The sequence below is a fragment of the Streptomyces sp. T12 genome (assembly GCF_028736035.1).
In the GTDB taxonomy this organism is placed as follows: domain Bacteria; phylum Actinomycetota; class Actinomycetes; order Streptomycetales; family Streptomycetaceae; genus Streptomyces.
In genome coordinates, this window is sequence record NZ_CP117866.1 from 1,455,087 (window position 1) to 1,475,109 (window position 20,023).

Genomic DNA, 20,023 nt, shown 5'->3' on the forward strand with positions numbered 1-20,023 from the left:
CTCGAAGCGGTGAACTCTGCGACGGCAGACCGTATTTGGGCGGCTCGGTTGGAGTAAGGAGTTGCCCATGCAGCACGGTCCCGCGGTGCGCCGCCGGAAACTGGGCGCGGAACTGCGTGCGTTGCGCACCGGTGCCGGGCTCACCAGTGGTGAGGCGGCCCGGCTGGTGGGCTGGCACCAGTCCAAGGTGAGCCGGATCGAGACCGGCGCCAGTGGGGTGAAACCGGCCGATGTGCGGTTACTGCTGGACGCGTACGGCGTACAGGATTCCCAACTGCGCGAATTGCTCGTGGTGTTGGCGGGATCCGACGAGGGGGGCGGGCGGCATCACTGGTGGCACGCGTACCGCGGAGTGCTGCCGCCGACGTACCGGGACTTCATCAGCCTGGAGTCCCAGGCGAGCGCGATGCGCACGCTGGAGACCTCCGTGGTGCCCGGGTTGCTCCAGACGCCCGAGTACGCCCGGGCGGTGACGCGGGCCGCGGTGGGCGGGCTCGACGACGCCGCCGACGAACGGCTCGACGCGCTGGTCGCGGTCCGTCTGGCCAGGCAGGACGTGCTGCACGCCGATCCGCCGTTGCACCTGAGCGCGGTGCTCGACGAGGCGGTGTTGCGCCGGGAGATCGGCGGGCCCGAGGTGATGGCGCGGCAGCTGAGGCGGCTGATGGAGGCGGCGCGACTGCCCCAAGTCAGGCTGCAGGTCCTGCCGTTCGCGGCCGGCGAGCATGTCGGCATCACCGGGCCTTTCGTTATCTTCTCATTTTCGCGCACTTCTGATCTGGATGTGGTTGTTCTCGACCACTTGACGAGTAGCCTCTACCTCGAACGGAAAGAAGACCTCCAGGCCTACACGGAGGCCTTCAACACCCTTCGGATCCACGCCCTTTCGCCCGAGGAATCGTTGGATTACATCGCCGCGCTGGCTGGCGGCGCGTAAGGAGGCACCATGACCGCACTGCCTCGGAACGTGACTTCAAGTACCGATCTGCTCGGTGCGCGATGGCTGCGCAGCAGCTACAGCACCGGAGCGAACAACTGCGTCGAGACCGCACGGCCGCACTCCGGTCCCTGGATCGGACTGCTCGCCGTGCGCGACTCCAAGGACCCGGCCGGACCCGCGCTGCTCTTCTCCCCCGAGAGCTGGGCGGGTTTCACGGCCGCGTTCCAGTCCTGACCGTTCCGATCAGTTCTGACCAACTCTGATCATTTACGCCAGGTGCGGCGGCAGGGCCGTGTCACGCCGACTCATGGTCGTGTCTCGCCGATGACCCGTACAGCGCGTTCGATCTGCCCCTCGGAGAGGTCCGCGCGGGCGGTCAGCCTCAGCCGTGAGATGCCGTCGGGGACGGAAGGGGGACGGAAGCAGCCCACGGCGAGGCCGGCCGTACGGCACTCGGCCGCCCAGAGCACGGCTTCTTCGGGGGACGGCGCGCGCACGGAGACGACCGCGGCGTCCGGTCGAACGGCTTGCAGTCCCGTGGCCGTCAGCCGGGTGTGCAGTTCGTTCGCCACCGTGCGCGCCCGCGCCGCACGCTCCGGCTCGCGGCGCAGCAGTCTCAGCGCCGCCAGGGCCGCGCCCGCCGCCGCGGGGGCGAGGCCCGTGTCGAAGATGAACGTCCGGGCCGCGTTGACCAGATGGTCGATCACCCGGGCGGGGCCGAGGACGGCTCCGCCCTGACTGCCGAGCGACTTGGACAGCGTGACCGTCACGACGACGTCGTCGGCGCCCGCGAGCCCCGCCGCGTACGGGGCGCCGCGGCCGCCGTCGCCGAGCACACCGAGGCCGTGGGCGTCGTCGACGACCAGCCCGGCACCGTGTTCCCGGCTCGCCTCGGCGAGCCCGCCGAGCGGGGCGGCGTCGCCGTCGACCGAGAAGACGGTGTCGGACACGACGACGGCGGGTCCGTCGTGCGTCTGGAGCGCCTTGCGCACGGCGTCCGGTTCGCAGTGCGCGACGACCTGTGTGGTGCCCCGCGCGAGCCGGCAGCCGTCGATCAGCGAGGCGTGGTTGCCCGCGTCCGAGACGATCAGCGAGCCGTGCGGCGCCAGCGCCGTGACCGCCGCGAGGTTGGCCGCGTAGCCGGAGGAGAAGACGAGTGCCGCCTCGAAGCCGCAGAAGTCGGCCAGCTCGCGCTCCAGCTCGGCGTGCAGCTCCGTCGTGCCCGTGACGAGCCGGGAACCGGTCGCGCCGCCGCCCCACGTCCGGGCGGCCCGCGCCGCGCCCTCGGTGACCTCCGGGTGATGGGCCAGGCCCAGGTAGTCGTTGCTCGCGAGGTCGAGGAGCGGCGAGTCGGCGGGGCGGGGGCGCAGGGTCCGTACGAGTCCGGCACGGCGGCGCAGCTCCGCCTGCTCGTCGATCCAGCCGAACGCCATGGCTCCTCCGGGCTTTTGTAGGCAGTGCACAGACACTAGTCGCACGGCCGACCACCCACGGTGTGGCAATACCCACACATCGAAGTGACAGGGTTGTGCAAACTCTCCTTGGCTCGGAGGCCCTCCGTACGTAAGGATCAGCTCCCATGGACCTGCTGAACACGCTGGTGGACAAGGGGCTTCGGCGCGAGCTGCCGACCCGCGAGGAAGCCTTGGCCGTCCTCGCCACTTCCGACGACGACCTGCTCGATGTGGTGGCCGCGGCCGGCAAGGTACGCCGGCAGTGGTTCGGCCGACGGGTGAAACTCAACTATCTCGTCAACCTCAAGTCGGGCCTGTGCCCGGAGGACTGCTCCTACTGTTCCCAGCGGCTCGGCTCCACCGCCGGCATCCTCAAGTACACCTGGCTCAAGCCGGACGAGGCATCGCAGGCCGCCGCCGCCGGTTTGGCGGGTGGCGCCAAGCGGGTCTGTCTGGTGGCGTCCGGGCGCGGCCCGACCGACCGTGATGTGGACCGGGTCTCCGACACCATCAAGGCGATCAAGGACCAGAACGAGGGCGTCGAGGTGTGCGCCTGTCTCGGCCTGCTGTCCGACGGCCAGGCGGAGCGGCTGCGCGAGGCGGGTGCGGACGCCTACAACCACAACCTCAACACCTCCGAGGGCACATACGCGGACATCACGACCACGCACACCTACGCCGACCGCGTCGACACCGTGCAGAAGGCGCACGCGGCCGGCCTGTCCGCCTGCTCCGGCCTCATCGCCGGCATGGGCGAGAGCGACGAGGACCTGGTCGACGTCGTCTACTCACTGCGCGAGCTGGACCCGGACTCTGTGCCGGTCAACTTCCTGATCCCGTTCGAGGGCACCCCGCTGGCCAAGGAGTGGAACCTCACCCCGCAGCGGTGTCTGCGGATCCTGGCGATGGTCCGGTTCGTGTGCCCGGACGTCGAGGTGCGCATCGCCGGCGGCCGCGAGGTGCATCTGCGCTCGATGCAGCCGCTCGCCCTGCACCTGGCCAACTCGATCTTCCTCGGCGACTACCTCACCAGCGAGGGCCAGGCGGGCAAGGCCGACCTGGAGATGATCGCGGACGCCGGGTTCGAGGTGGAGGGCGCCGACCAGGTGACCCTGCCGGAGCACCGGGCGACGGCCCAGGGCGGCTGCGGCTCGCACGAGAGCGCGGGCTGCGGGTCCCAGGAGAGCGCCGGGTGCGGTGGGCACGACAGCGCCGGGTGCGGGTCGCACGAGGGGGGCGGTGTGTGCGGTACGGCCGCTGCCGCGCCCGTCTCGACCGAACCGCGCACCGACCTGGTCGCCGTACGCCGCCGGGGCGCCGGAACGGACCTCGCGCCCAATGCCTGACCCGCACCTCGTGCCCGACCTGACCGTGCCCGAGCTGCTGGAGCTCGACCGGCGGCACGTCTGGCATCCGTACGGCCCCATGCCCGGCCGCATCGAGCCGCTGGTCGTGGAGTCGGCCTGCGGGGTGCGGCTGAAGTTGGCGGACGGCTCGGGTGAGCTGGTCGACGGGATGTCGTCCTGGTGGTCGGCGATCCACGGCTACAACCACCCGGTGCTCAACGAGGCCGCGCGCGAGCAGCTGTCGCGCATGAGCCATGTGATGTTCGGCGGGCTCACGCACGAGCCCGCCGTACGGCTGGCGAAGCTCCTTGTCGACATGTCACCCGAGGGCCTGGAGCATGTGTTCCTCGCCGACTCCGGGTCGGTGTCGGTCGAGGTCGCGGTCAAGATGTGCCTGCAGTACTGGCGTTCGCTGGGCCGCCCCGGCAAGCAGCGGCTGCTGACCTGGCGCGGCGGCTACCACGGCGACACCTGGCAGCCGATGTCGGTGTGCGACCCCGAGGGCGGGATGCACGAGCTGTGGACCGGCGTACTGCAGCGCCAGGTGTTCGCGGATCCGCCGCCGACGGAGTACGAGGAGTCGTACGCCGACCAGCTGCGTTCGCTGATCGAGCGGCACGCCGACGAACTGGCGGCCGTGATCGTCGAGCCGGTCGTGCAGGGCGCGGGCGGGATGCGGTTCCACTCCCCCGCGTATCTGCGGGTGCTGCGCGAGGCGTGCGACGCGCACGACGTGCTGCTGGTGTTCGACGAGATCGCGACCGGGTTCGGTCGCACGGGCGCGCTGTTCGCGGCGGAGCACGCGGCGGTGACGCCGGATGTGATGTGCGTGGGCAAGGCGCTGACGGGCGGCTATCTGACGATGGCCGCCACCTTGTGCACGGCGCGGGTGGCCGACGGGATCTCGCGGGGCGAGGTGCCGGTGCTGGCTCACGGGCCGACCTTCATGGGCAATCCGCTGGCGGCCGCGGTCGCCTGCGCCTCGATCGAGCTGCTGCTCGGCCAGGACTGGTTGGCCGAGGTCAAGCGGATCGAGGCGGGGCTGCGGGACGGGCTGGCCCCGGCCCTGGAGCTCCCCGGTGTGCGGGACGTACGTGTGCTCGGTGCCATCGGAGTCGTCCAGCTGGATCACCCGGTGGACATGGAAGCGGCGACCGCGGCCGCTGTGCGCGAGGGCGTGTGGCTGCGGCCGTTCCGCGATCTCATCTACACGATGCCGCCGTACGTCACGGGGGACGCGGACGTGGCACGGATCGCCCGCGCGGTGTGCGCGGCAGCGCGGGAGAGCTGACATGCCGGTACTGGTGATCACGGGCACGGGCACGGAGGTCGGCAAGACGGTCACGACGGCCGCGGTCGCCGCGGCGGCGGTGACCGCGGGCCGGTCGGTGGCGGTGTTGAAGGCCGCGCAGACGGGCGTGACGGCGGACGAACGGGGCGACGCGGCGGAGGTCGCGCGGCTCGCGGGCACGGTGACGATCGCGGAAGTCGCCCGCTATCCCGAGCCGTTGGCCCCGGCGACGGCGGCGCGCCGGGCCGGCCGCCCGCCGGTCCGTCCGCACGAGATCGCCGAGGCCGCCGCCAAGCTGGCCGCCGAGCACGACCTGGTGCTGGTGGAAGGCGCGGGCGGGCTGCTCGTCCGTTTCGACGAGGCAGGCGGCACGCTGGCGGACGCGGCCGAGCTGATGTCGGCGCCGGTCCTGGTGGTGGCATCGGCAGGTCTGGGCACGCTGAACACGACGGAGCTGACGGCACGTGAACTGCGCGGTCGGGGGCTGGACCTGCTGGGCGTGGTGATCGGCAGCTGGCCCGAGGCACCGGATCTGGCGTCGCGTTGCAATGTCGCGGATCTGCCGGACGTGGCGGCGGCGCCGCTGCTGGGCGCGGTGCCGGCCGGGGCGGGGTCGCTCGCACCTGCCGACTTCCGTGACGCGGCGCCGGGTTGGCTGGCGCCGAGGTTGTTCGGGACGTGGGACGCGGACGGGTTTCGGGGGCGGGCGGCGCCCTGAGCCGTGACTCTGCGTGCCATGTCTGCCTGCCATGTCTGCGTGAATTGCGCGAGGAATCTCGAGGCGAGCGTGGCGGCCGACGGTGACACGGCCCGTGAAGCGGAGATCTGGGCCTGCCCGCGGAGTCTGACCGGGTTCGCCCGCGCGTTCTCCGGCGCCTAGCCTGGCTCCGCCTAGCCGGGCTCGCCTTCGTCGCCCTCGGCGATGAGTCGCACCAGTTCGATGCGGGAGCGGATGCCCAGGCGGGTGAAGACGCCTCGCAGGTGGTGGTCGATCGTGCGTGGGCTGAGGGCGAGGCGGGCGGCGATCTCGCGGTTGGTGGCGCCGTCGGCGGCCATCCGGGCGACCAGGAGTTGCTGGGCCGTGAGGCGGGTCGTGGGGTGTCCCGTTGCGTGGGGCGTCGGTGAGGCGGGTGCGCCGAGGGCACGGAGCTCGGTGCGAGCCTGGTCCGCGCAGTGCGGCGCGCCGAAGGAGTCGAACGCCTCCAGGGCGCTGTGCAAGCGGTCGCGTGCTTCCGTACGGCGGCGCAGTCGGCGCAGGGCACTGCCGAACAGCAGCTCCGTGCGCGCGCGTTCGAAGTCGCGGGTGCCGTGGGAGTGCAGGCCGAGTGCCGTGCGGTAGTGGTCCACCGCTTCCTCCCCGGGCGCGAGCAGCGCGCGGCAGCGGGCGCTGAGGGCCAGGTCGTCGGGGCTGCGCACGATGCTCGCCCAGCGGTGGTAGTCGGCGTGCGCGACGCGGGCGACCCGGGTGTCGCCGGTGCGGACGGCGGCCTCGACGTAGTGCGGGGTGGCCAGGTGGCGGATGGCCCGGTGGCCGTGCCCGGGGCCGAATCCGGCCAGGGCACGCAGGCGGGCGGCCGCGGCGGCGAAGTTGCCGGTGCTCAGGTCGAGGAAGGCGAGCGCCCACTGGGCGAGGGCGGCGGGCAGGCCCAGGCCGCGGGCGAGGGCGTACGACCGTGCGGTCGCGGCACGTTCGCGGCAGACGTCCGCATCTCCCGTGAGCGCGGCGAACATGGCGAGGGCGGCCTGCAGATGGCAGGCACCGTTGTCCTGACCTGTGGCGTGGGCCTGCCACAGCGCGTCCGTCGCAGCGGCCTCGCCGGCCCTGGGGCGCCCGGCCCAGAAGTCGGCGTACGCGCGGAACTCCATCGCCTGCGGCACGGTCACCGGCGTGCCCCGAGCCCGGGCGGAGGCGGCCGCGCGGACGGTCGCCGTGGCCGCGCGGGTGTGATCGCCGAGGAGCAGCTCGGCGATGCCGGCGTGGATGAGGACAGTGGGGTCACCCCCCGGCCCGCACCGCCCGGCCGCCCCCCTCAGCAGGTCGCGCGCATCCTCGTACCGCCCGTCGAAGGCGGCCACCAGCCCGCTCAGCGTGCCCGGCGGCACGACGCCGAGCCGATCGGCGACGCGGGCAGCCTCTCGCAGGCGTCGTATGTCTCCGGTGTAGATGGCGGCTTCGGTGGCTCGGGCGAGGAGGTGGGCGGCGGGGGCGGAGGCGGCGGACGACCGCACCGAGGCTGGGGCGGCGAGGTCGGTTGACGGTACGGGAACCTTGCCGACCGCCGGCGTCGCGGGCCCGGGAACCGTGCGCACCGGGGGTGGGAAGGCCACCGCCGTCAGCAACGCGTCGAACGCCTCCGACGCGTTCCCCGCCCGAAGGGCGAGCACCCCGGTCAGAGCGTCGTCGGAGGTGGTGGCCGCCAACCTGCGGGCCCGGTCCCCGTCGCCCGACTGCCAGGCGTAGGCGGCAGCCCGGGCGACCAGGCGGACCTGCTCGGACGGGTCGGGGCACAGCTCGGCCGCCCGCTCGGCCAGCGCACGTGCCAAGGACAGCCGGCCCGCCTCACCCGCCCTGCCCGCGGCGGCGCCGAGTTCCGCCGCCAGCCGCCCGCTGGGGCCGAGCGCCCCCGCACCCCGGTGCCAGGACCGCCACGGCGTCTCCCCCTCGCCGCTCAGCACCCGGGCCAGCAGGCGGTGGACGTCGCGGCGGTCGGCCGGGGAGCCCGTCTCGTAGGCCGCGATCCGTGTCCACGCGTCGCGGAAGACCACCCCGCCCGCTCCGGCGTGCGCGACGCCGGCCGCCTCGGCGGCGTCCAGGGGCCGGGTGTCGAGGCGGGCGGCCATGACGGCGCGCAGGAAGGCGTCGGTGGGAACCGGGTACTGGTCGGCCGCGGCGAGGAGCAGCAGGAGGCGTGTGTCGTCCGGCAACGCCCTTGTCTCCGCCCGGCGTTCGCGCAGCAAGGTCGGGGCCAGCTCCGCCGGTTGCGTCGGGAGCGGGTCGACGCCCGCAGCCTGGCGGTCGGTCAGGCGCGGGACCAGTTCGGCGGCGGCGCGCACATCGCCGTACACAGCGCGCAGCACCCGCACGCGGACGCCCTCGGGGAGGGCGGCGTGCGGCTGTCGCCACTGGTCCGTGAGCCGCGGTGGCGAAGTGCGGTCAAGGGGCGGGGGGTTCACCGGAGTCACCACACAAATGACGTTACTGGCGAGTTAATTGAACCGTAAAGACCGGCGATTTCGCCGATGCGGCGCGCGTAGACCCGGCTCGACACTCCTGACAACCCCACACGTTTCAGGAGGCATCATGCAGCGCCGCAAGCGTCGCATCGCCACGGCCCTGACGGCCTTGGCCTCTTCGCTCCTTCTGTCACTGTCCCTCTCCCCCACACCCGCGCACGCCGCCACCCACGACCCCGTCGTCTTCGTGCACGGCCTGAGCAGCTCGGCGAGCAGCTGGAACGACTGGGTCGGCTACTTCAAGGCCGACGGCTACACCTCCGCCGAGCTCGACGCCTGGTCGTACGACTGGGCCCAGTCGAACGCCACCACCGCCCAGCAACTCTCGACCGAGATCAGAAACGTGCTCGCCCGGACCGGCGCCTCGAAGGTGGACATCGTCGTCCACTCCATGGGCGCGCTCAGCTCCCGCTACTACCTCAAGAACCTCGGCGGGACGTCGTACGTGGACGACTTCGTCTCGACGGCCGGGGTGAACCACGGCACCTCCACCGCCTCGTGGTGTGCGTGGCTGTACACGTCCTGCTCGGAGATGAACACCGGCAGCTCCTTCCTGACCGCCCTGAATTCCGGCGACGAGACCCCGGGCAGCGTGTCGTACGCCAGCTACTGGTCGAACTGCGACGACGCGCTCACCCCCGACACCACCGCGATCCTCAGCGGCGCGACGAACGTCGAGGTCGGGTGCGTCTCGCACACCGACATGAACAACGACCACGGCGTGTACGAGCAGGTCAGGGACTTCATCGGCTGAGGTCGCGGGCCGAGTCCGCCTGAACGACAACCACTGCGACAGCGGGGGGGTGCGCCGGTCCCGTACGGGGGAGAATCGGGGAGTGAGTCCCGTCCCGCAAGGGAGGTCCCCCATGGCCCTACGGTCCGCCGGCTCCGGCAAGGTGTCACGGGATGCCGTGCACCACCCGCTGTTCGCCCGCTGCTACGCCCGGATCAGCGTCAACGCCGAGACCCGGATGGGCATGGGCGGCGTCCGCGACCGGCTGCTGACCGGCCTGTCCGGCCGGGTGATCGAGATCGGCGCGGGCAACGGTCTGAACTTCGCCCACTATCCGAGTGCGGTCTCGGAGGTCGTCGCCATCGAACCGGAGCGCCTGCTGCGGAAGTTGGCGGTGGAGTCCGCGCTGCGCGCCGGGGTGCCGGTGGACGTGGTGCCGGGCGCGGCGGAGGCGCTGCCGGTCAAGAGCGAGGCCTTCGACGCGGTGGTGCTCTCACTGGTGCTGTGCAGCGTGCGGGACGTGCCGCGGGCGCTCGGTGAGGTACGGCGGGTGCTGCGGCCCGGCGGTGTGGTGCGGTTCTTCGAGCACGGGCGGGGCGGCGGGCGCGCGATGCTCCTCACGCAGCGGGCGCTGGACCGGACGGTGTGGCCGCTGGTGAGCGGCGGCTGCCATGTCTCGCGCGACCCGGTCGCGGCGCTGCGGGCGGCCGGGTTCGAACTCGGCCCCTACCGGCAGGTGATGATGCCGGAGCGGGGGCCGGTGCTCCCCTCGTCGTACTGCGCGCTGGGGACGGCGTGGCGGCCGACGGAGCAGCCCGTCTGATCACAGACTCCACTGGCGCAGTTCGCGCGCGATGTCCTCGACCGAGGCCTCACCGCTCTTGACCAGGCGGGCCAGGTCGCGCACCTGCTCCGGTGAGGTGACGACCTTGAGACCGCTGGCGACCAGATAGGCGTAGGCCACCGCGGAGGCGAACAGTGCGTTGGAGCGCTCCAACGCCGGTACGTGGATGAGCAGTTGGAGCAGGGCTGCGGCGCGGGCCTGCGGACTGTCGTAGACGGGGACGTCGAATATCTCGGCCTGATGGCGGGCGACGGCGGCGACGAGGGCTCCCCAGTCGGTGACCTGGGGGTCCCCGGGCGTCCGCTTCTCGGCGAGCATCAGCAGCCAGGCAAGGTCGATGTTCAGATTGCTCAACGGATCAGCGGCGACCTTCGCGCTCCGTGCCGAACTCCTCGGCGAAGACGGACTCGTACTGCTTCATGAAGTCGGCGGCGGCGTCGACGAACGTATGGCCGACCTCCCCGGTGTCCTTTCTGACCAGCTCCTCGATGTAGCGGTTGACGCTCACGCCTTGGGCCAGGGCACGTTCGCGGGCGGCGCGGGCGGTGCCCTCGTCCACTCTCACGTTCAGCTGGGTCTTCGCCATACCTCGAAGCTAGCGCCGAGGTGCTAGCACGGGCAAGGGGGCCACCTCACAGGTAAAGGGTGCCCCTTACATCGATATCAGGGGCCCGACCTGGGGCGGAGAGCGACCGGGACCTTGGGGGGATACCCGGTGTGCGGTGGATCACATTAGGCTCGGCGGGCGAGGAGTCCGTGATGTCCGTGAGGAGGCGGCCTTGTCCACAGCAGCTGCGGAGCACGCCCCGAGCCCCGGGTCGGCCGACGGGATCGCGGCCCGCGCCCGCGGTCTGACCAAGGCGTACGGCTCGGGTGAGACGACGGTGCTGGCCCTCGATGCGGTGGACGTGGCCATCGCACGCGGCCGCTTCACGGCGGTCATGGGGCCCTCGGGTTCCGGGAAGTCCACGCTGATGCACTGCCTGGCGGGCCTCGACAACGTCTCGGCGGGACAGGTATGGCTGGGCGACACCGAGATCACCGGCCTGAAGGACCGCGAGCTGACCCGGCTGCGGCGGGACCGGATCGGATTCATGTTCCAGTCGTTCAACCTCATCCCGACCCTGAACGCGGCCGAGAACATCACCCTGCCCATGGACATCGCGGGCAAGAAGCCCGACGAGAAGTGGCTGGACCAGGTCATCGACACGCTGGGACTGCGGGACCGCCTCAAGCACCGGCCCTCGCAGCTCTCCGGCGGCCAGCAGCAGCGCGTCGCCTGCGCCCGTGCGCTGGCCTCCCGGCCCGAGCTGATCTTCGCGGACGAGCCGACCGGCAATCTCGACTCGCGGGCCGGACTGGAAGTGCTCGGCTTCCTGCGCGAGGCCGTCGACCAGCTGGGGCAGACCGTCGTCATGGTCACCCACGACCCGGGCGCCGCCGCCCACTCCAACCTGGTGCTCTTCCTGGGGGACGGCCGGATCGTGGACGAGATGGAGCGGCCGACGGCGGAGGCCGTACTGGAACGCATGCGCCTCTTTACTGGGGGAAACCCCCAGACCCCCGGTTTCGACGTGATCCGCAGCCAGTTCGGGGACGGCGAGCCCACGTCCCCCGAGGAGCGCTGACGCCGTGCTCAAGGCGACCCTCCGCAGCTTCCTCGCCCACAAGGGGCGGCTGCTGCTCTCCGCCCTGGCGGTGATCCTGTCCGTGGCGTTCGTGGCGGGCAGCCTGATCTTCTCGGACACCGTCAGCCGCACGTTCGACCGGCTCTTCGCCTCGACCGCCGCCGACGTCACCGTCACCCCGAAGGAGACCCTCGACGAGACCGTGCCCTCGGGGCAGACCCTGACCCTGCCGGCCTCGCTCGCCGACCGTCTCGCCCGGGTCCAGGGCGCCGCCGCGGCCCGCGCGGAAGTGGACGTGCAGGGCCTCACCGTCGCCGACGAGAACCGCGAGTCGGTGGGCCCGACCACCGGCGCCCCCACCATCGGCACGGCCTGGAACCCGACCGAGCGCAGCCCCGTGGAGCTCACCTCCGGCCACGCCCCCGAGGGCGACTCGCAGGTGCTGATCGACGCGGACACCGCCGACAGCAAGGACGTACGGATCGGCGACCGCCTCACGGTCATCGGGCAGGAGGGCTCCCTCCCGGTCGAGGTCGTCGGCATCGTCACCTTCACCACCACCAACCCCGGTGCCGCACTGGTCTTCTTCGACCCCGCGACCGCACAGACGAAGCTGCTGGGCGACCCGAAGGCGGCCACCGGCATCTCGGTCGACGCGGCCGAGGGCGTCAGCGACACGGAGCTCAAGCGGCGCGTGGCCGACGCGCTCGGCACCGACGCCGGCACCTACGAGCTGCGCACCGCCGAGGAGCAGGCCGAGTCGGACGTCGAACAGCTGGGCGGGTTCCTCGACATCATCAAGTACGTCATGCTCGGCTTCGCCGGGGTCGCCGTACTCGTGGGCGTGTTCCTGATCGTCAACACGTTCTCGATGCTGATCGCCCAGCGCACCCGCGAGCTGGGCCTGCTGCGGGCGCTCGGCGCGGACCGGCGTCAGGTGCGGCGCTCGGTCCTCACCGAGGCGCTGCTGCTCGGGCTCGTCGGCTCGACGGCGGGCCTCGCGGCCGGGGTCGGGCTGGCCGTCGGACTCATCGAGCTGATGGGTCTGATGGGCATGAACATCAGGACGACCGAGATGGTCATCGGCTGGGGGACGCCGGTGACCGCGTACGTCGTAGGCCTGGGCGTCACCTTCGTCGCGGCCTACCTCCCGGCCCGGCGGGCATCGGGTGTCTCGCCGATGGCGGCCCTCGCGGACGCCGAGATCGCCGAGATCGGGCGGCCGCTGCGGCTGCGCGCGGTGCTGGGCTCGGTGGTCGGGGCGGCCGGTGCGGCGGCGCTGGTGGGCTGTGCCGTGTCGTCCAGGACGTCGTCGGCGGCGTCCCTGCTGGGTCTCGGTGTCCTGCTGACCCTCATCGCGACCGTGATCGCGGGACCGCTGCTGGTACGGCCCGTGATCCGGGTCCTCGGCGGGGCCTTCCCCGCCCTGTTCGGCTCCATCGGCCGGATGAGCCAGCGCAACGCCCTGCGCAATCCGCGCCGTACCGGGGCCACGGCGGCCGCCCTGATGGTGGGCCTCGCACTGGTCGGCGGGATGTCGGTGGCGAGCGCCTCGATGACCAAGTCGTTCGACCAGCAGATCGACAAGACGCTGGGCGCCGACTTCGTGGTGCAGAACAGCAACTTCGTGCCGTTCCCACGGGAGATCACCGACAAGATCCGCGACACCGCGGGCGCGGGGCTCGTCGTACGCTCGCAGTTCACGACGATCGCCGTAAGCCTCCCGGACGGCGACCGCGTGAAGACGACCGCCGCGGGCTACGAACCCGAGCTCGACGAGGTCGCCCACATCACCTACGCGCAGGGCGACAGCGCGGCCGCGCTCGCGGCCGGGCGCCTCGCCATGGACAAGGACTTCGCCGAGGACCACGGCGTACGCGTCGGCAGCGCCCTCCCCGTCGAGTTCCAGGGCGGCCGGCGGGCCGAGCTGACGGTGGGTGCCCTGACCGACCAGGAGTCCGCCGAGGGGTTCGGCGCGCAGGGCGGGATCTACTTCGGCCTGGGCACGCTGGAGAAGTACGCGCCGGGCGGGCAGGACGCGGCCGTGTACGTCAACGCCGCGTCCGGCACGAGCGCGGACGACCTGCGCGGCAACCTGGAGGAGACGCTGGATCCGTATCCCCAGGTGCAGGTCCGGGACATCGCCGACTACAAGCAGCTGGTGCACGACCAGATCGCCGTGCTGCTCTACCTCGTGTACGCCCTTCTCGGCCTCGCGATCGTCATCGCGGTGCTCGGCGTGGTGAACACCCTCGCCCTGTCGGTCGTCGAGCGCACCCGGGAGATCGGGCTGCTGAGGGCCATCGGGCTGGCCCGGCGGCAGTTGCGCCGGATGATCCGGCTGGAGTCGGTGGTGATCGCCGTGTTCGGCGCGGTCCTGGGCCTCGCGCTGGGGCTGGTGTGGGGCGTGTGCACCCAGCAGGTGCTGGCGCTGCAGGGCATGACGGCGCTGGCGATCCCCTGGGGCACGATCGTGGCGGTGGTGATCGGCTCGGCGGTCGTGGGCATCGTGGCGGCGCTGCTGCCCGCGTTGCGTGCCTCACGCATGAATGTGCTGGCGGCCATCGCGCACGAGTGATGGAACCGCGGCGATTGCTCAAGTCCCTTGAGGATGAGGAGAGTTCATGTCGCGACCGGTGAGCCCGCGTCCGTTCCGCTTCGGCATCGACCTGATGACACCCGCCCCGGCCGACGCGTGGCGGGCCAAGTGCCGCCGGGCCGAGGAACTCGGCTACGACGTGATCCTGGTCCCCGACCATCTGGGCATGCCGGCTCCCTTTCCGGCCCTGGTCGCGGCGGCCGAGGCGACCGAGCGGCCGCGGCTGGGCACGCTCGTGCTCAACGCGGGCTTCTGGAACCCGGCCCTGCTCGCCCGGGAGGTGGCGACGACCGACGCCCTGACGGGCGGGCGGCTCGAACTGGGGCTCGGCGCGGGCCACTTACAGGCGGAGCACGACACGGCGGGTCTGCCCTTCGGCAGTCCAGGCGAGCGCGTGGACCATCTGCGGCGCACGGTCGAGGAGCTGGAGCGGCTGCTGGGCTCGCGGGAGCACCAGCCGCAGCCGGCACAGAAGCCGCGCGTACCGCTGCTGATCGGCGGAAACGGCGACCGCGTCCTGCGCCTGACCGCCGAGCACGCCGACATCGCGGCGTTCGGAGGGGCGTACGCGGACCCGGAGAGCACGACCGGCCGGCTCGTCCCCGTCACTGCCGAGCAGCTCGACGAACGGGTGGCCCGCTACCGGAAGCTCGCGGCGGGCCGGGAGGAACCGGCGGAGCTGGACCTGCTGCTGCAGATGGTGGCCGTCACGCAGGACCGCGCGGGCTTGGTCCAGCCCCTCCTCGACCGCGTTCCGGAGCTGACCCTGGAGCAGGTCCTGGAGCTGCCGATCCTCCTGGTCGGCACCTTGGAACGGATCGTCGAGCAGGTGCTGGCCCAGCGGGAGCGGTACGGGTTCTCGTATCTGACCGTCCTGGAGCCGCACATGGAGGCGTTCGCGCCGGTGATGGAGCGGCTGCGCGGCAAATAGCCGTCCGGATACTGGAATTCCGCGTCCCACTTTGTCACCCGTGATGGGATCACGGCATGACTGATCTGCGGATACGGGCCGCGACGGCCGACGACCTCGACGCCGTGCTGGCCTTCTGGAAGACGGCCGCCGAGGGCACGAGCATCAGCGACGACAGGGACGGCGTGGAGCGGCTGGTCGCCCGCGATGCCGAGGCGCTGATCCTGGCGGAGCTGGACGGCGAGCTGGTCGGCACGGTGATCGCGGGCTTCGACGGCTGGCGCTGTCATCTGTACCGGCTGGCGGTGCACCCCGAGCGTCGCCGCCGGGGCATCGGCTCGGCACTGCTGGCCGCCGCGAAGGAGAGGTTCGTACGGCTCGGCGGGCGCCGCGGCGACGCGATGGTCCTGGAGCGCAACGAGACCGCCCACCATGCCTGGCGCGCGGCCGGGTACACGCCCGAGGAACAGTGGCGGCGGTGGGTGAAGCACCTCACGGACTGATCGCCCGGTGATCGCCGGCTGATGACCGACTGATCACCGGCCGATCACCGACTGGAGCACTTTGCCCATCCTTTACTATTGGGGGACCACTTCGGTCCTCCAACGAAAGGTGTGAGCGTCCGCCCATGGGCGAGCCTCCCAGTCCCCGACATCGCGCGTTCCTCCTCACCCTGTCCGACCATGGGACGGAGGTGACCCGATGACCGAAGTGATCCTCCTGCTGGTGGCGATCCTGCTGTCGCTCGCCTGCGGTGCCTTCGTCGCGGCCGAGTTCTCGCTGACCACGGTCGAGCGCAGCGAGCTGGAGCGGGCCGTGGAGCGCGGCGAGCGGGGCGCTTCCGGTGCCCTGAAGGCCGTACGGAATCTGACGTTCCAGCTCTCCGGCGCCCAGCTCGGCATCACGGTCACCAACCTGGTCGTCGGCATGCTCGCCGAGCCGTCGATCGCCACGCTGCTCGCGGGCCCGCTGGAGTCGATCGGCATCTCCCGCTCGACGGCGAGCTCGATCGCGCTGGTGATCGGTACGGCCCTGTCCACCATCGTGCTGATGGTGGTCGGCGAGCTGGTGCCCAAGAACTGGGCGATCTCCTCACCCCTGGCCGTGGCCAAGACGGTCGGGAACGCGCAGCGCTGGTTCAGCGCGATCTTCCGCCCCTTCATCACCCACCTCAACAACACGGCGAACCGTATAGTGCGCCGCTTCGGCGTGGAACCCACCGAGGAGCTGGCCGCCGCGCGCGGACCCCAGGAGCTGGCCGCCCTCGCCCGGCACTCCGCCCGGGAGGGCGCCCTGGAGGCGGACACCGCCGAGCTCTTCGTACGGACCCTGAACCTGGCCGATCTGACCGCGGAGAACGTCATGACCCCCCGCGTCCAGGTCATCGCCCTGGACGCCCAGGCGACCTGCGAGGACGTGGCGAACGCCACGCGGGCGACCGGGCTGTCCCGGTTCCCCGTCTACCGCGGCAGCCTCGACGCGGTCGTGGGCACCGCGCACATCAAGGACATCCTGGCGGTGCCCGCCGAGAGCCGACCGCGCGTCTCCGTCGCCGAGCTGATGCGTGAGCCGCTCCTCGTCCCCGAGACGCTCACCGTCGACCGGCTCCTCGACCGGCTGTCCGGCAAGCGCACCATGGCCGTGGTCATCGACGAGTACGGCGGTACGGCGGGCGTGGCCACGCTGGAGGACATCGTCGAGGAGGTCGTCGGCGAGGTGCGCGACGAGCACGACCCGCACGAGACGCCCGACCTCGCCCACGCGGGCAGCGACGACGAGGGCCGGGCGCTGTACTCGGCCGACGGCTCGGCGCGGCTGGACCAGCTCGCGCGCGTCGGACTGAGGGCGCCCGAGGGGCCGTACGAGACGCTGGCCGGTCTCGTCGCGACCGAGCTCGGGCGCATTCCCGAGGTCGGTGACCGTATCGAGGCCGCCGGCTGGCAGCTCGACGTGGTGGACGCCGCGGGCCGCAGGGCCGCCCGGGTGCTGCTGCACGCGCCGCTCGACGACGAGGCGACGGACCACGAGAAGGAGGGCGGGCGATGACCGCCGTACAGCTGCTCATCGGTTTCGCGACGCTGGTGGTCAACGCCTTCTTCGTGGGCGCCGAGTTCGCGCTGATCTCGGTGCGGCGCTCACAGATCGAGCCGTACGCCGACCAGGGCGACCGGCGCGCCAAGAGCGTGCTGTGGGGCCTGCAGCACGTGTCCGCGCTGATGGCGGCCGCACAGCTCGGCATCACGCTGTGCACGCTGGTGCTCGGTGTGGTCGCGGAACCCGCCATCGAGCACCTGCTGGAGCCGGTGTTCCACGCGGTGGGCGTGCCGGAGAGCGCCGGGCACGTGGTGTCCTTCGTGATCGCGCTGGCGCTGGCCACGTATCTGCACATGCTGCTCGGCGAGATGGTGCCGAAGAACATCGCGCTGGCCGAGCCGGTGCGCAGCGCCCTGCTGCTCGGTCCGCCGCTGGTGGCGCTGGCCCGGGCGCTGCGGCCGGTGATCTTCACCATCAACGCCTTCGCCAACACGTTGCTGAAGCTGCTGCGCGTCGAGACCAAGGACGAGGTCACCGCGACCTTCTCGGACGCGGAACTGGCCCGCCTGGTCCGCGACTCCGGCGAGGCCGGCCTCATCGACGAGCGCGCACGGGAGCGACTGCACGACGCCCTGGAACTGGGCCGCCGTCCGGTGCGTGACGTGGTGCTTCCGCTGGAACGCGTCGTCTACGCGCGCGTGGGCGTCACGCCGGAGCAGCTGGAGCGGCTGTCGGCCGAGTCGGGATTCTCCCGGTTCCCGGTCGTCGACGAGGGCCGCCGCATCGTGGGCTATCTGCATGTGAAGGACGCCCTGGACGCCTCCCCGCGGGACGTGCCGTTCCAGGTGCGGGACATGCGGCCCATCGCGCGCGTGCGGGAGAGCACGCCGCTGGACGACGTGCTCACGGCGATGCGGGGCAGCCGTACGCATCTGGCGGCCGTGCTCGGCGGAGACGGCCGGCTGGCGGGGCTCGTGACCATGGAGGACGTGCTGCGGGAGCTGTTCGGACAGCGGGCCTGACGGTCGGGTTCTGCCCGAGGGCGGGTTCTGCCTGACGGCCGGGTTCGGGTGGCGCCCGGGTTCCGGGGGGGGACCGGGTTCAGGTGGCGCCCGGGCCGACCGACCGATGGGTATGGAGCCGGGATACCATCTCTGTCGCCATGCAGACGAACCCCACTCACACCAGCCTGGTCGCGGTCGGCGACTCCTTCACCGAGGGCATGTCGGACCTGCTCCCGGACGGCTCCTACCGGGGCTGGGCCGACCTCCTCGCCGGGCGGATGGCCGCCCACACGCCCGACTTCCGGTACGCCAACCTCGCGGTGCGCGGGAAGCTGATCGGGCAGATAGTCGAAGAGCAGGTCGACGTGGCGGCCGCGATGGGCGCCGATGTGATCACACTGGTCGGCGGGCTCAACGACACGCTGCGGCCCAAGTGCGACATGGGCCGGGTGCGCGGACTCCTGGAGGAGGCCGTGGAGAAGCTCGCCCCGGCGTGCCGGCAGCTGGTGCTGATGCGCAGCCCGGGGCGGCAGGGGCCGGTCCTGGAGCGGTTCCGGCCGCGCATGGAGGAGCTGTTCGCCTGCGTCGACGCGCTGGCCGAGCGGCACGGCGCGGTCGTCGTCGACCTGTACGGGGCTCGGTCGCTCGGCGACCCCCGCCTGTGGGACGTGGACCGGCTGCATCTGACGGCCGAGGGGCATCGCCGGGTCGCGGAAGCGGTGTGGCAGACGCTCGGCTACGACCCCGAGGACACCGACTGGCGTACCCCGATGCCGGCCACCCTGCCGCCGGGGTGGGCCGCCCGGCGGGTCGCCGACGCGCGGTTCGCCCGGCAGTATCTGCTGCCGTGGATCGGGCGGCGGCTCACGGGACGGTCGTCCGGGGACGATATTTCGCCGTTGTCAGTCCCGTTCTGGGATGATCCCGTGTGCGGTATGCACTGCCGTGAGGTCGGCTGCTACTGGACCTGGGACGACCTTTGGCCGGACGGTCCACCCGCAGTGGCCCCGCATACGCACAAGGCGGTCAGCCCCTCGGAGCCGTGCGTCGTGTGCGCCATGCCGACCCCATAGGGGTGACGGGGCAGCAGTACGACCAGTACCAATCGGGGCAGTGCCTTGACCAGCGGTGATGTTCACAAAAGGCTGCTGAGCAGGGACAACGGCCTCTCATGAGTTGCGGTCGGTTCCGGTTCCTTTTCGTTGCCCGGTGTCCTGGGTGTGTCCAGCAGCCTGCGCCGTGGGTCCTGTAGGCGCATGGCAACGCGGCACACCAGCGACCTGTGCAGCAATCGGCCTAGTCACCTAGCTGTCGATGCTAGCTTTCGGTGGCCTGGCGGGAGAATCCGCAAGGCGGCTCCGGACATCCCGAACGAAGTCTCCGACTGCTTCCTTGATCTCCTGATCGGAGGCTCCTGGAAGGGCGCGCCTGAAGAGTTTCAGCGTCCGAGCGTCATGAAGCAACTCGTCGACCTTCTCTTCTTCCTCGGTCGAGAGTCGCTGACGTTCACGCTTAAGTAGCGCCATGCCCTCACCATACCTCTCTCGATCCGACGCTCACCCACAGAACGGACATGCTCCCCGCGAGCGACCGAAGATCGTCCTGTCGATGAAACTGAGCGTTTCGGATCGACATACGTACTCACGATCAGCCGCCTGGTAGACAGGCGGAGACATCCATCGGTCTTCGAAGATCTTTCGAAAATGTCTCCTAGCCCTCGATTCATTCCCGTCATGGATCTCGACGAACAACTTGCAGATGAGGGCTTCGTTCGGGAGACCCCAGTTCTCAAAAAGTTCACTCACTGACGACGTCGCCCTCCTCGGTGCTGCCCACGAAAGATGCGCCAGACCAGGCCCTTCCTTCTCACCTGGAGCGGGTCTCGGTTGAAGAGCCGTCGCATCTGTTCCGCAAGCACCAGACCGGCCGACGAACCCACCACCGCCGGGACCATGATCCAACCGGCGATACGGACTGTGATCGCCCAGGCTTGCTCACCAGATCGC

18 protein-coding genes are annotated in these 20,023 nt (G+C 71.3%); 14 read left to right on the plus strand and 4 right to left on the minus strand.

Going from position 1 to position 20,023, the window contains the following annotated elements; all coding sequences use genetic code 11:
• Nucleotides 1–67 precede the first annotated feature (67 nt).
• Nucleotides 68–937 carry a helix-turn-helix transcriptional regulator gene (locus PBV52_RS06335; protein ID WP_274237295.1) on the plus strand — a complete coding sequence of 290 codons (870 nt, stop codon included), beginning with the start codon at nucleotides 68–70 and terminating at the stop codon, nucleotides 935–937.
• A gap of 9 nt (nucleotides 938–946) precedes the next feature.
• A complete protein-coding gene (locus PBV52_RS06340) occupies nucleotides 947–1,174 on the plus strand; it encodes a DUF397 domain-containing protein (protein WP_274237296.1) in 228 nt (75 codons plus the stop codon).
• Between the two features lie 71 nt (nucleotides 1,175–1,245).
• Here the strand turns inward: PBV52_RS06340 and PBV52_RS06345 are convergent, their stop codons facing one another.
• Nucleotides 1,246–2,373 carry an 8-amino-7-oxononanoate synthase gene (locus tag PBV52_RS06345; protein ID WP_274237297.1) on the minus strand — a complete coding sequence of 376 codons (1,128 nt, stop codon included), beginning with the start codon at nucleotides 2,371–2,373 and terminating at the stop codon, nucleotides 1,246–1,248.
• Between the two features lie 146 nt (nucleotides 2,374–2,519).
• Between PBV52_RS06345 and bioB the strand changes: the two genes are divergently transcribed.
• The 3 genes from bioB to bioD are packed head-to-tail and all read left to right on the plus strand — an operon-like array spanning nucleotide 2,520 to nucleotide 5,749.
• Nucleotides 2,520–3,740, plus strand: coding sequence for a biotin synthase BioB (bioB, locus tag PBV52_RS06350; RefSeq protein WP_274237298.1), 1,221 nt, complete (start codon nucleotides 2,520–2,522; stop codon nucleotides 3,738–3,740).
• Nucleotides 3,733–5,031, plus strand: a complete 1,299-nt coding sequence (locus PBV52_RS06355; protein WP_274237299.1) for an adenosylmethionine--8-amino-7-oxononanoate transaminase — start codon at nucleotides 3,733–3,735, stop codon at nucleotides 5,029–5,031. The genes bioB and PBV52_RS06355 overlap by 8 nt, the downstream gene beginning before the upstream one ends.
• 1 nt (nucleotide 5,032) lies before the next feature.
• The gene (gene bioD, locus PBV52_RS06360; protein ID WP_274237300.1) at nucleotides 5,033–5,749 is read left to right on the plus strand and encodes a dethiobiotin synthase; all 717 of its coding nucleotides are present in this window, start codon (nucleotides 5,033–5,035) and stop codon (nucleotides 5,747–5,749) included.
• 173 nt (nucleotides 5,750–5,922) lie between these two features.
• Here the strand turns inward: bioD and PBV52_RS06365 are convergent, their stop codons facing one another.
• Nucleotides 5,923–8,214 carry a LuxR family transcriptional regulator gene (locus tag PBV52_RS06365; RefSeq protein WP_274249291.1) on the minus strand — a complete coding sequence of 764 codons (2,292 nt, stop codon included), beginning with the start codon at nucleotides 8,212–8,214 and terminating at the stop codon, nucleotides 5,923–5,925.
• A 118-nt stretch (nucleotides 8,215–8,332) separates the two neighbouring features.
• Here PBV52_RS06365 and PBV52_RS06370 point away from each other — a divergent pair, with 118 nt between their 5' ends.
• Together PBV52_RS06370 and PBV52_RS06375 are read left to right on the plus strand one after the other, a co-directional pair.
• Nucleotides 8,333–9,019: a triacylglycerol lipase gene (locus PBV52_RS06370; RefSeq protein WP_274237302.1), complete on the plus strand. Its 687-nt coding sequence runs from the start codon at nucleotides 8,333–8,335 to the stop codon at nucleotides 9,017–9,019.
• 112 nt (nucleotides 9,020–9,131) lie between these two features.
• The gene (locus tag PBV52_RS06375) at nucleotides 9,132–9,821 is read left to right on the plus strand and encodes a class I SAM-dependent methyltransferase (protein WP_274237303.1); all 690 of its coding nucleotides are present in this window, start codon (nucleotides 9,132–9,134) and stop codon (nucleotides 9,819–9,821) included.
• On the opposite strand, the gene PBV52_RS06380 is transcribed toward PBV52_RS06375, so the two are convergent.
• Nucleotides 9,822–10,196 (minus strand): fic family toxin-antitoxin system, toxin component, encoded by a 375-nt coding sequence (locus PBV52_RS06380; protein WP_274237304.1) that lies wholly within the window; start codon nucleotides 10,194–10,196, stop codon nucleotides 9,822–9,824.
• A gap of 4 nt (nucleotides 10,197–10,200) precedes the next feature.
• Nucleotides 10,201–10,428, minus strand: coding sequence for a toxin-antitoxin system HicB family antitoxin (locus tag PBV52_RS06385; protein ID WP_274237305.1), 228 nt, complete (start codon nucleotides 10,426–10,428; stop codon nucleotides 10,201–10,203).
• A gap of 193 nt (nucleotides 10,429–10,621) precedes the next feature.
• Here PBV52_RS06385 and PBV52_RS06390 point away from each other — a divergent pair, with 193 nt between their 5' ends.
• From PBV52_RS06390 to PBV52_RS06420, 7 genes are all read left to right on the plus strand, one after another.
• Nucleotides 10,622–11,470, plus strand: coding sequence for an ABC transporter ATP-binding protein (locus PBV52_RS06390; RefSeq protein ID WP_274237306.1), 849 nt, complete (start codon nucleotides 10,622–10,624; stop codon nucleotides 11,468–11,470).
• Nucleotides 11,471–11,474: 4 nt separating this feature from the next.
• Entirely contained in the window at nucleotides 11,475–14,048 is a 2,574-nt protein-coding gene (locus PBV52_RS06395) for an ABC transporter permease (RefSeq protein WP_274237307.1), read from the plus strand.
• A 46-nt stretch (nucleotides 14,049–14,094) separates the two neighbouring features.
• Nucleotides 14,095–15,000, plus strand: a complete 906-nt coding sequence (locus tag PBV52_RS06400) for an LLM class F420-dependent oxidoreductase (RefSeq protein ID WP_274237308.1) — start codon at nucleotides 14,095–14,097, stop codon at nucleotides 14,998–15,000.
• Between the two features lie 56 nt (nucleotides 15,001–15,056).
• Nucleotides 15,057–15,482: a GNAT family N-acetyltransferase gene (locus tag PBV52_RS06405; protein ID WP_274237309.1), complete on the plus strand. Its 426-nt coding sequence runs from the start codon at nucleotides 15,057–15,059 to the stop codon at nucleotides 15,480–15,482.
• A 199-nt stretch (nucleotides 15,483–15,681) separates the two neighbouring features.
• Complete coding sequence (locus PBV52_RS06410; RefSeq protein WP_274237310.1) at nucleotides 15,682–17,025, plus strand: hemolysin family protein; 1,344 nt, start codon at nucleotides 15,682–15,684, stop codon at nucleotides 17,023–17,025.
• Nucleotides 17,022–18,035, plus strand: a complete 1,014-nt coding sequence (locus tag PBV52_RS06415; protein ID WP_274237311.1) for a hemolysin family protein — start codon at nucleotides 17,022–17,024, stop codon at nucleotides 18,033–18,035. The genes PBV52_RS06410 and PBV52_RS06415 overlap by 4 nt, the downstream gene beginning before the upstream one ends.
• 140 nt (nucleotides 18,036–18,175) lie before the next feature.
• A complete protein-coding gene (locus tag PBV52_RS06420; protein WP_274237312.1) occupies nucleotides 18,176–19,090 on the plus strand; it encodes an SGNH/GDSL hydrolase family protein in 915 nt (304 codons plus the stop codon).
• Nucleotides 19,091–20,023: the final 933 nt, after the last annotated feature.